Source organism: Stieleria sp. JC731 (assembly GCF_020966635.1).
In the GTDB taxonomy this organism is placed as follows: Bacteria; Planctomycetota; Planctomycetia; order Pirellulales; family Pirellulaceae; genus Stieleria.
The window spans coordinates 197,210-209,334 of sequence record NZ_JAJKFQ010000029.1; the positions used below are offsets into that span (position 1 = coordinate 197,210).

Below are 12,125 nucleotides of genomic sequence, written 5' to 3' on the forward strand. Positions count from 1 at the left end.
ACCAACTAGTCCCCGGTTGGTGCCATCCACCATCTAGGAATAGTTCGTATTGGACTTCATCTCAGACAGGGCACTTCAGCGTGCCCGAGCACTACTGACAGCAATTGTAGCGGGTTCGTCACGAGCGCAGTCGCGGTCCCAAGACGATTGTCGATGAGCCGCCCTAGATCTACAGAATGATCAGACTTCGAAATCAAAGAACTAAGTAGATTGAGCAAACAATTTCGGTGGACATTGCTTTGAAACAGCGTTGTTCATTTGAAACAGGTAGCTGCGATAGCCTGCCCGCGATGATGCCGCAATCCCGATTGTTCGGCATGCCTACGGATCGCATCTGGGCGACCAACGCATGTTGCCTTGCCAAAGTACTTTGGCCAATCCCAAACCAGATCGCTCCACATGGAAATATCAATTCCGACCTGGCGAAGCAATTTAGCGAGCGTCTCGGGGACTGCCGCACTTACGCCTTTGAGTCGTTGTTTTGTGGTCCAGCATAGCAATTGCCAGTAGGTGTCCCAATCTACACTTAAGAATCCACGATTGCTGCTGCGAATTCCGTCAGTATTGATTTCCGGGTCGTTGGACAGTTTGTCTTGCCGGATCCTTAAAGGGCTTAGCCAACCGTCTCGAGCCACATGTCTACCGGTTGGTGACTTGCGTTTGCGTTGCCGTTCTTTCCGCAATTGATTTACCGGTGTCGTTCGAATTTTCCTTGCAGAGTCTTCGGTACTAACTGGCACAAGGTCAAATGCTGCTGAATTAATCTTACTCCCCTGTCTTGACTTCAAACGATCGTATGCACTTGTATGCGGACATTGTGCAGGGCTCTCTACAATCGCGGCTCGAACTGGATTCAGGTCGACATACATGCTGCAAGCCAACAAGCCTGCTTCATCAACGATCCGCTGAGCTTTGAAGCGCCCTTCCCAAAACCGTCCGGTGCACTGATCTTGTTTGTTTGCGACACGTGCGATTGGTTCCGCTAGAGCTCGCATGAACCAGGAAATGTCGCAAAGCCTCGAACGAATCTCAGCAATTCGCTGCTTGTTTCGCACCAACATCTGAACGTCGTTGGTATTAGGCTCCGCCAAGTACTCATCGAGTCTCTTCCCTGGAAAGATTCTGAGCCAACGGATAGCGACCTCTTCGTCACTCCACTGCTCACACACATCGGGTCGATTTCGTAGCACTTGATGCATATGGTTGCTCATGATTGCGTATGCCAGCACATCAACCGCAAACACCGACGCAAGAGCTTCCATCCGCCGCCTTATCCATTCCTTTCTAAAGGAATAGTCGAGACCGCTGATCGGATCGATTCCGGCAAGCCAAGCCCGCCGTACGCATCGCTGCACCACATGCACAACACAAACTTCGCTCGTTTGAAACTGTTCACACCGCTGAGGTCTTGGCATCAAACTCTCCGTGCTGGGGGCATGGCTAATCTAGCGGTGTCGAAACAGAAGTCAATCAATTGGTGGGTGGCACCATCTGGATAGGGTAGACGACGGAGCGTATTGGCTTAGATTCGAGTAGACTTTGCCTGCTCAAATGATGAGCTTGCTTTACCTCGCCTGTCTGCCCACCTCTAAGACGAAGCCGCTTGATGATCCGAAGAATACTACTGCTTGCCATTCCTATCGCCGCGAGCCTTGTTGGCTGGGATAATGGATGGACCGCTGAACCTCGATACTCCGTCCTGTTCAATGGAAAAAATCTCGACGGCTGGAAAGGGGATCCAAAACTTTGGTCTGTTCAGAACGGGTCCATCGTCGGACAGACCACAGACCAAGCCCCAATCCCAGCAAACACATTTCTCATCAGGCAAGATGGCAATGTCGGCGACTTCGAACTGAAATGCCTCGTCCGCTTCGAAGGCAATAACTCGGGCGTCCAATACCGCAGTGAATTCGCTGATGAAACCTCGCTCGCACTAAAAGGCTACCAAGCTGACCTGCACCCACGCATCGACTATATGGGAATGATGTATGGGGAAAAAACCGGTCGCGGCATCATCGCCCAAGGCGGTCAACGCGTCGTCATCGATCCGGACGGCAAACCAAAAACGACCGAGCTTCGTGGCCTTTCCGATATCGACACATCCGATTGGAATGAGCTTCGTATCGTCGCCGTTGGCAATCGCATGATTCACCAAATCAACGGTACGACGACGATCGACCTTACCGATCGCCACCCAGAAGCGAAACTGTCGGGCCTGCTGGGACTTCAACTGCATCGCGGCCCGGCAATGAAAGTGGAGTTCCGCAGCGTGCTCTATCGAGCGCTGTCCAACCAAGATGGTGAGCAGCTCGTCGAACAACTAGCCAAAGCCACCAAGCTAAAATCCGATACAACGGATGATTCCGGCGATATCAGCGAAGCGCCGGCATCGTGGGTTCAACGAAACTCCAAACCAAAGTGGATCTGGGCAAAGGCTCCCAAAGATGGACAGAAGGTTGCATTCCGCAAAACGTTCAACTTGCAAGGCAACATCACCGCGGCGCAAATCTATACGACTTGCGATAATCGCATGCAACTTTGGATCAACGGCCAGTCCATCGCTACCAGCAACGCCTGGGAACGTCCCGTCATTCGTTCGATCGCAGACGCCTTGACCGAAGGTCCGAACACGATCGCGATCGAAGGCCAAAACGAAGGCGGTGTCGCGGCACTGGTTTCGCGAATCAAAATTCAGTCTGGAAACCAAACGAAGTTCATCGATACCGATTCGTCTTGGAAATTCACCGAAACTGCCAGTGCCGGTTGGCAACAAAATTCTTTCGACGATTCCAAGTGGGAATCAGCGAAAGCGATCGGCGAGTTAGGTGATACCCCTTGGGGAGTTCCCGGGATCGATGGCCGCCAATCGGGCTCTCGGCTAATCAATCCACACAGTATCTATGCACCACCCGGCTTTGTCGTCGATCGAATTTACGAAGTCCCCTCAGAACAAGGCAGCTGGGTCGCGTTAGCCACCGATCCCCAAGGCCGTATCTACGCATGCGATCAAGGCGGTGAAGGCTTGTTCCGGCTGACCATTCGCGATGGGCAGTCACCATTGGTCGAATCGGTTTCGCAAGGCGCACTATCAAATCTCTCAGGTGCGCAAGGACTGCACTGGGCATTCGACAGTCTCTGGTTTCACCGCAATGGCGGGCATCTGTATCGCTTAACCGACACGGACGGAGATGACCGGCTCGACATGGTCGAAGAATTCCCCGGTGGCACCGGTGGCGGCGAACATGGCAATCACGCAGTCCTAACCACACCCGATGGCAAAGGACTGTACATGGTCGGCGGCAACCATGCTCCCATTGCCAAAGACAGCAACAGCGAAGTCCCTACTTGGTACGAAGGCCTACTGCTGCCGCGCATGTGGGACTCCGGAGGCCACGCCCGTGGCTTGACCGCACCGGGCGGCTGGGTAACAAGACTAAACATCGAAGACAAAACCCAAACAATTCAAACGATCGGCTTTCGGAACGAATACGACATCGCACTAAATCGCCATGGCGATTTGTTTACCTACGATGCCGACATGGAATGGGACTTGGGACTTCCATGGTACCGACCGACCAGAATCTGCTTTGTTGCCAAAGGAGCAGACTTTGGATGGCGCAGCGGCTCTGGCAAATGGCCAGCCTACTACGAAGATTCACTTCCCTCGGTCGTTGATATCGGTCCCGGCTCGCCAACCGGAGTCATCTCAGGATTGTCCGCTGACTTTCCGACTCGATATCGAGATGCCATCTTCGCAGCCGATTGGACGTTCGGAACGATGTACGCCATCCATCTGAAACCTGATGGCGCAGGATACAAGGGCGAAGCAGAGCCGTTTGTTTATGGCAGCCCACTTCCTTTGACGGATGTCACCATTGGTGCTGACCGTTCGATGTACTTCGCGATCGGTGGTCGTGGAACCCGCTCCGGACTTTACCGCGTCCGATACGTTGGTGACCAAGCCACCTCGGAACCGAGCGGCATCGATGCGGCTTCAGCAAAGGCTCGCCAACAGCGCATTGTACTGGAAGCGTTTCACGGTGTTGAAAATCCAAAAGCGATCGACATCGCTTGGCCACACTTGGCAAGCAACGATCGCTACCTGCGCCACGCGGCTCGCATCGCGATCGAAAGTCAGCCGACCGCAGGATGGGCCGAGCGGATCGCCAACGAAGCCAACCCGCAGGCTCGAATCACTGCCACCGTCGCATTGGCCCGAGTTGGTAAAGAAACCGATCAAGAAGCTGCGTTGACGTACCTGCTGGACATCAAGCCAAGCAGCCTAAACGAAGGGCAGATGCTGGGTCTGCTTCGTGCGTATGCGTTGATTTTCGAGCGACTGGGAAAACCGACGGCAACTCAATCCGATGCTGTTATTTCACAGATCGGTCCAATGCTTCCATCGGAAAGCGACAACATCAACACCGAACTGATTCGCGTTTTGACCTACTTGCGGTGGGAAAAGGTTGTGCCCAAAGCAATGGACCTGATCGTCAATCGCAAACCGACACCGCCTCCGGCATGGACCGAACTGGCCAGTCGAAATGCAGGATACGGTGGCCCGATCAATCGAATGATCGAAAACATGCCACCGATGAGCGAAATCAACTACGCGTTTATCCTGCGAAATATGCGTCAGGGTTGGACCGTTGATTTGCGTCGGCAATATTTCACGTTTCTAAACGAAGCGGCAAAGTCATCGGGCGGCGCGAGCTATTCCGGATACCTCACCCGCATGCGTGACGAGGCACTCGGAACCTGCACCGACGAGGAAAGAAAAGCTCTCGAAGACATCACAGGCGAAAGCTTTGATCCGAAGCCAGATTTCCCGATCACCGAACCTGTAGGTCCCGGCCAGAAATGGACGGTCGATGCGGTGTTAGGTTCAATGCGTGGTTCAAAAAGCTTTGAACGGGGACGTTCATTGTTCTTCAGTGCCAAATGCGCATCATGCCACCGACTGCGTGGGCTGGGGGGAGCCATCGGGCCGGACCTCACCAGCATCCCCAACAAGTTTGATGAACGGTACCTTGCCGAAGCGATCGTTCATCCGAGCAACCACATTTCGGACCAGTACGGATCGTCTCGTGTGCTGACCGACGAAGGTCGTGTGATCACCGGCCTAGTCGTCAAGCAAGACAATGGCGACTTGTTGGTCTACCCCGTGGAAGCCGATGCAAAACCGATTGCCGTCGAAGCGGACACGATTGAGCAGATCGATCCGTCAAAGGTTTCGCAAATGCCCGAAGCACTGCTCGATCAATTGAATGCCGACGAAGTCCGCGACCTGATGACCTATCTGATGTCTGCGGGCGATAAAAACGATCGACGCTATCGACAGTAGCGAATCGATTTAGCTCATTTCGTTGCGGCCTCTTTCGAAGAGGCCAGAAACAAGTTTCAAGCCAACGCTAGCGATAGCGTTGGCGTTCTTTTGCGCTCACATGGATTCCGAACTTCTGTTCGTAGCGTGCGGTTTCGTTGACAAAGTCGATGTCGGTGTTTTGGTTATCAAACCGGAACCCGTCGACCGGACGAGTGTTCGTCGGGCGGATCGAATAGAACTCGAGCAACGAAATCATGTGGGCTTTCGCTGTCCCTGGCTGTTCGTCACCGCTTGCGTCTTTTGATTCAGGCAGTTCGCCCAAGTGTTCGATCCGAATCGGTAACCCTTTGCCGAATTTGGTCTCGGGATCATCTTGTTGAGCGATGGCGATATTGATTCGCGTCGGATAGGTTTCCGGCCAAGGTTGCCCGCCCAGGATGGACAGCATCTCATCGCGTCGGCTTTGTTTAAGGGTTCCGATGACGACCACGAGAGGTCGCCCCTTCAGCTGGCTAGTCCCAAGGCTCAGGTCGTATTGATCGCGGATGGTATCTAACATCTCGCCCAAGGCGCCAACTTTCATGCTGGGCTTGATTCGCGAATTAAGCTGCAGGGCTCGCGCCCCTTCATCGAGCCAACCGACGTCGACACGACTGAGTGTCACTTCGTCGCCGATTTGAGTCCGTGTCCATGTCAGACGTCCATCGCTGATTTGATCCAGCGTGTGTTCGCCGTCACCGTCGTGGACCTCCATATTGAACCGAAACTGGCCCGTTCCCATTCCCATCTGGATGTAGCGTCCGACACCTGAGATCTCCCGATCGGCTGTGCGAGTCCGTTGACTGACCATGCAATCAAATGGTTTACCGTTGCCCAATCGATCGATGACCTGGTCGATCACCTCCAACGCTTGCTCATGTTTTTTCTGCAAACTGGAGCCGGATGCAGGCGTTGCCGCGACATCCGCCATCGCAAATTGGCTGTCAAGCGAGAAATGTTCTGCCAAAGTTGTCGAGGCGGTTCCGAAGCTTGCTGCGGCTAAAAGTAGCTTTGCCAAAGCTGTGAAACTGCGTTTAGACGAACCAGCTGAATTCCCTTTCGTGGTCTCGCGAAGCTTCATCGTGTCGGTAAAAAGCGTCATGGGAGGTTAAGGCGCCTTGTCGGAACGGCAGTCCCTATGAGAGGCGATAGGGCTGAGTTTCACGCGGTTGATTGATCACAACCCGAATCGACAACACACCCGAATGGAGGGCTTCGGTTCGTGTCGATCAATCTTCATGGGCCGGTTGTGGCGAATTTTCCAAAGAATCAGGTCACAACGTGCCGATTGACCAATCACGTGGCCAATTTCGGCGACGAGTCGGAGCGGATCGTAAAGATCTTGTCCCCGGCAAGTCCAGCCAGAATTGGGTCCGAATGAACAGCTTTGACATTTCAGCCCAGGCGGGAATAGACCCGCGAGCCGCAGACGAGCGCGGTACTACCCAAGGAATGGGGGAAAAGATGAAACGATTCGTCACTCACTTGTCGCTGGTCGCGGCTGGTGCGATGGTCGCGACCGGATGCGTACCGACTCGCCACAATTTGCCGCCGGCTCAGCAAATGATGGAACCTGGTCCTGGCGTTGGTGGCCCTGGCCCCGGTGTCCTCGCACCAACTCCTTACGCCATGGGTGCAGCAGCGGGTCCGGCCGCATGCTCGATGGCACAGGGTGGAATGCCAATGGGCGGACCAGCGCAAGCTGCCGGCCCAGATGGCAACATCGCCCAAGTCGCATTCAACAGCTCTTGCAACAGCTGCAACTCCGGCGGCATTCCCGCTGGCGGCGGCATTGTCACCGGGATGCCAATGATGGCTCCGATGATGCAGCCTGTTCAAGTCACCTTCGGTCGCCCCGAAGGCATGCAGATCCGCTACGACCAATCGGGTGGCGGCATGTTTGACAGCGAGCCGTTAATTGCACCGGCACGTCAGAACTTTCCACAAGGTGGATTGTTCCGCATCAAACTGACCAACATTCCAGGTCGTGAAGGCGTCGAGCTTTACCCAACGATTGAGTTGGCGTTCTCGAACCCTCGCACCGGTGCGTACCTTGCACACAATTCAATTCCGATTCAGTTTGACGAAGAAGACTTCGACCAAGTTGTCACCGGCAACTTTGTCACCAAAGTCTTGTACCTACCCGATCCCGATTTCCAAGGTCCAGCCTTGGCCGGAATCGATACGCTGGTCAGCACCCGCTTGGATCCAGGCGTCGACCCAATCGTCGAAGCCGACCGTCGCGGTTCGATCCTGGCGATCGTTCGATTGGGTGACAAAGACATCGAAATGGCTGGTGCCGGTGGCATCGGAATGGGCATGGCTCCGCCGATCGCGGGTCTGCCAGCTCCGTTCGCTCCTGCATCGACCGACGGATGTGGTCCAAACGGTGGCGTTTGCTCAAGCACTCCACCACAACTGCCCGGCATGATCTCCGGCGTCACGGCTCCACAATACGGAATGCCCATCAGCGGCACGCCGATCGGATTGCCCGGACCACCACACATCCCATTGGGAGTCCCAGCCGGCTTGCAAAAGCACGTGATGCGTAACCGCACCCCGATGCACCTGCCACAACCTGTGGACAAGGTCAAGATGACCGTGCGTCAGCAACCTGGATTCAGCTACCCGAACCCAGTCAGCCGCGTACGAGTTACCGAGCAGAACATCCACCCCGGTGTTCCAAATCAACTGGGCCTGCTGCAAGGTGCCAGCCAATCGGTTGGTGCTGACTGCCAACCGTAAGCTCACGCGGGCTGAATAGCTCAAAGCAACGTAAGCACGGACGACGTCGGCATCTGAGACATTCCAGGTGACCGGCGTCGTTTCATGTAAGAGCAAACCTGACGAGCAAGTCGATTATTCATCGCGAGACAATGAAACGTTCTTCAATCAACGCAGCGTGGAAACAGATTCAAACTGGTTTCCGAGTACTGGGATCTCGAGCGTCGGGACTCCGAGTACTGGCCATCATCGTTGCCATGGCAGCGTCAGGGACGAGCAATGTCTTCGCCGTTGATCCGCTGCAGATCAGCGGTCACCCACTCTACAATCGCATGCTGCCTCCCGGACAAATCTGGGCGAGTCCCCATGCGACTCAGATGCAGCAATCGACCTATCAACCGGTCGCGTTCTCCGGCCCTGCGGGCACGAAGTTCTCGTTGCCGCTTGGCGCAGGATACGGTGACGAAGAAAACAACTTGATGGCCGGATTGATGGTCGGCGCGGTCTACCGCTTCCGTGTCACCAACATTCCACACTCAGTCGGCGTCGAACTGTATCCAACTGTCGAACTGATCGGAAAACTCAACCCGCCTCCGGGAAAGGAAACGTTGTTCCCGATCCCCGTCAACATCAGCGAAACCGACCTGATGCACGCGATGGAAGGCAACTTGGTGACTCGAGTGATCTACTTGGAAGATCCTCAAACGGCTGACCCGATCGCTAAAGACAGAACCGACTCACGCCCCATCGATATCCCGCTGGACCAAGACGCCCTTGCCACCGCGGATTCACTCGGTCGCCCGATCGCGATCGTCCGTATCGGTTCTAAATCACCGCCAAACCTGCCGGAACTGCAACATGCGTTTTACTACGGCTATCCGGCTTGGGCACCGATCTACCAAGACGTTCAACAAGCACCTTGATTCAACAAGCACCGTAAACAGTGGGCTCACTGAGCGACTGCCCAGCTAAGCCCCATTGGCGACAAAAAACGATCGCGAAAAATCATCGAACGTCACGACATTCATCAGCGCAACAGACCATGAAACGCAACACTCCATTACATCGCTGCGTGACCAAGCTTGTCGCCCCCATGGCGATTGGCCTGGGAGCTTTATCGGTCGGTTGTCAATCCACACAAACAGGTCCACCTGCGGCTCAGCTATCGAACCCGATGGCACCGCAACAAAGCTTTTCGGCGTTCGGCGCTCCAGGCGGCCCTGCGGTCAACCCAGCAGCCAGCCCCGTCAACGCGTCGGCCGCTGCAACATCGACCGCCGCGAACCCTGCTGTCGCACAAGTCGGTTTCTTCAACCGCCTGCATGGCCAATCAAGTTGCAACGCGTGCACTACCGGGGCATGCCAAAGCTGCGCACCAGAGATGGTTATGGCTCCACGCTACGGCGTCGATCCACAAGAATGGTTGTGCAATGGTGGAGACCAAAACCCGACAGCAGTTTTGCTTAACGGTGATCGCGTCGCCGGTACCGAACCGCAAGACGCGGTGGTGCATTACACAACCGAGGCGGGTGACATCAAGTTTGCCGCCAGCAATCCCGTTTGTGTCTACTCACCACGCTTCGGATCGGTCCGCCAAGTCCATGGTGCGGTCGCAGGAGAAGCCGCGATCGGACTCGGGAACACCTATCGTCCGGTTGGCCCTGGCGGAATCGGCTTGTCGCAACCCAGCTTAGCGATCAACGAAGTCAACAAACTGGCGCATGCAAATGTCGCCAAACGAGTCGACTCGATGCGTGATCGCAATCGTGGTGTTCCGGTTGCCAACATCGTCGGACCAGTCTTCTTCGAAGACGTTTGGGCGATCCTCGCGACCCTCGATCGTCAATCGTTGGTCCAGTTGGATGAATCTCAAATCGCGATCCTACAACGTGGAGCGGTTGCCGCGCAGTCTTGGATGATTCGCGATGCGGTCGAAGTGATGATCGAATCGATGAAACCGCCGACATTGATCCGCGATGCGGCCGTCGAAGGCTTCGTCGAATACGACTTCCCAGATGCCGGACGTCTGCAAATCGTCAAGGTTGCAGACCGCGACGCGGCAGCCTTAGGCGATACCGTCACCTTCGCGATTCACCTTCGCAATGTCGGTGACAGCCCAGTCGATCACGTCGAAATTGTCGATAGCCTGGTAACACGCCTTGAGTTTGTCGCCGATTCGCAGAAATCGGATCATCCAGCGAAGTTCACGAAAGCAACCAACGAAGCCGGTTCAGAGATCCTCACCTGGACACTGAACGATCCGCTAAAGGTTGGCGAAACCGTGATGATCGAATTCTCTTGCAAAGTTCGGTAGTCATCACGACCGACCTTCAACGACGCGATTCGCAGACGCTGTCTGCGAATCCTTGTTGACAGTTCACAAACGAAAAACAGACGCTACTCTTGCTGATGCAGAAGTAGCGTCTTCTCATTTATGCCCAGCATCGAAACATTTCAGTCGTCTGCTTTGCTGGCGTCTTTGATAACGAAGCGAGCTTTCAATCGTGCAACTTCGCTTGCCAGTCCCGCCTTCTTCACGCTAGTGAGAACTTCATCGAAATCTTTGTAAGCCGCTGGTGCTTCGTCCTTGGGGTAGAAGCGACAGTTGCTAAGGATATCGTGCTGATCTAGCTCGCGATCGATCTTGGTTTGGTCAAGTTCACGGTTTGCCCGTTTACGTCCCAAGACTCGCCCCGCGCCATGGTTGACGCTAAAGCAAGACTTTTCAGCCCCCGCATCGGCAACCATCACGGCCGATCCGTCACGCGGATTCCCGGGAAGCAAAATCGGATGACCGGTCGATGCGAACGGAGTACCTGCTAGCGAATAGTGACCCGCTGGCATTGCGCGTGTCGCACCTTTGCGATGAACCCAACTCTTGACGTTGTTGACAATTTCCTGCCGAGCAATGTTGTGGCTGATGAAATAAACCAACTGCCCTTTCGTTCCGGGAATCACTTCTTGAAACGCTTCCAAGACAAGTGCATTGATCAACAGGTGATTGACCGTTGCAAAGTTTGCACCCAGCGCCATATCGTCCAAGTAGTCGTTCGCTTGCGGAGTCCCCAACGGAGCGTAAACAAGTTGGCGATCGTCCGCGGGCAAAGGGATGCCCCATTTCTGAAACATCGCTTGCAACGATTTGAACTGCCCACTGGCTAAGTTGTGACCGAATCCACGCGACCCACAATGCGATAGGAAGGCAACGTTCCCATCACGGAGCCCGAACGTTTCGGCAACTGCACGCGCTCGTTCGCTTTGACCAACTTCGACCACTTCACATTCGCCGAAGTGGTTCCCACCTCCGTACGAACCGAGTTGGGTCATTTTGTTAGCAAAGTTCGACATCGAAGGTTCTGCCATCAAACGGTCCAAGCGATTGCATAACGCATCCGTGGTCTCATCATGTCCGACGTGAAAGGAGTCTTCGCATCGAGTTGCCCACTCCGGCGGAATTCCGATTGAACGGCAAACCGACTCGCTCGCCCCTTGGGTCACCACGTCGACTCCCAAGTCTCGTTCGACATGTCGAGCCTTGGGAACACTTCGCTGCCCCTTTCCGGCTCCGGTCGGAGTTCGCTTGCAAATCGCATCGATCAATTCCCGGCGCGTTCGTCGATCTTCGACCGCATCGGCAGGCAAATCCAATTGAAGCAAACTCATTGAACATTTGATATCAACGCCAACCGGGCCGGGATAGATGTGCGTTGGCGAAACCATCACACAACCGACCGGGGCTCCATACCCACAATGAGCATCGGGGTTGAGGACCAATTCGGTCACACCAGGTGCGGTCCGCGAATTGATTGCTTGCTGAATGCACAGATCATCAAACGTCTCGCGAATCGCTTCCGTTCCAATGACGGTGATCGGTGCGGTGGTTCCGGTCGGCAGGATCGCAGTCGCTTCGCCGGTCGGAGTGAATGTGGCCATTTTCTTCTCTTGATTTGCAAGCATGCCGCTGCTCGTGTCTTTTGGGATGTTTTAGCACACAGAGCGGTGTTGCGCTGAACAGGTTCGGGGGTGCGATCTGGTC

The 12,125-nt window shown here is 54.9% G+C and carries 7 protein-coding genes; 4 read left to right on the forward strand and 3 right to left on the reverse strand.

Annotated elements, in window-relative coordinates; genetic code table 11:
* Nucleotides 1-254 precede the first annotated feature (254 nt).
* Nucleotides 255-1,415 (reverse strand): hypothetical protein, encoded by a 1,161-nt coding sequence (locus LOC67_RS25535; RefSeq protein WP_230265681.1) that lies wholly within the window; start codon nt 1,413-1,415, stop codon nt 255-257.
* A 191-nt stretch (nt 1,416-1,606) separates the two neighbouring features.
* Between LOC67_RS25535 and LOC67_RS25540 the strand changes: the two genes are divergently transcribed.
* On the forward strand, nt 1,607-5,344 hold the full coding sequence (locus LOC67_RS25540) for a family 16 glycoside hydrolase (protein WP_230265682.1): 3,738 nt from the start codon (nt 1,607-1,609) through the stop codon (nt 5,342-5,344).
* 67 nt (nt 5,345-5,411) lie between these two features.
* On the opposite strand, the gene LOC67_RS25545 is transcribed toward LOC67_RS25540, so the two are convergent.
* Complete coding sequence (locus LOC67_RS25545; protein ID WP_230265683.1) at nt 5,412-6,467, reverse strand: hypothetical protein; 1,056 nt, start codon at nt 6,465-6,467, stop codon at nt 5,412-5,414.
* A gap of 362 nt (nt 6,468-6,829) precedes the next feature.
* Between LOC67_RS25545 and LOC67_RS25550 the strand changes: the two genes are divergently transcribed.
* The 3 genes from LOC67_RS25550 to LOC67_RS25560 all read left to right on the forward strand — a co-directional run bounded on the left by LOC67_RS25550 (nt 6,830) and on the right by LOC67_RS25560 (nt 10,403).
* Complete coding sequence (locus tag LOC67_RS25550; RefSeq protein WP_230265684.1) at nt 6,830-8,110, forward strand: hypothetical protein; 1,281 nt, start codon at nt 6,830-6,832, stop codon at nt 8,108-8,110.
* A gap of 131 nt (nt 8,111-8,241) precedes the next feature.
* Nucleotides 8,242-9,012 (forward strand): hypothetical protein, encoded by a 771-nt coding sequence (locus tag LOC67_RS25555; protein WP_230265685.1) that lies wholly within the window; start codon nt 8,242-8,244, stop codon nt 9,010-9,012.
* 119 nt (nt 9,013-9,131) lie between these two features.
* The gene (locus LOC67_RS25560) at nt 9,132-10,403 is read left to right on the forward strand and encodes a DUF11 domain-containing protein (RefSeq protein WP_230265686.1); all 1,272 of its coding nucleotides are present in this window, start codon (nt 9,132-9,134) and stop codon (nt 10,401-10,403) included.
* A gap of 140 nt (nt 10,404-10,543) precedes the next feature.
* Here LOC67_RS25560 and LOC67_RS25565 read toward each other — a convergent pair whose 3' ends face one another.
* Nucleotides 10,544-12,046 (reverse strand): RtcB family protein, encoded by a 1,503-nt coding sequence (locus tag LOC67_RS25565; RefSeq protein ID WP_230265687.1) that lies wholly within the window; start codon nt 12,044-12,046, stop codon nt 10,544-10,546.
* Between the last annotated feature and the right edge of the window lie 79 nt (nt 12,047-12,125).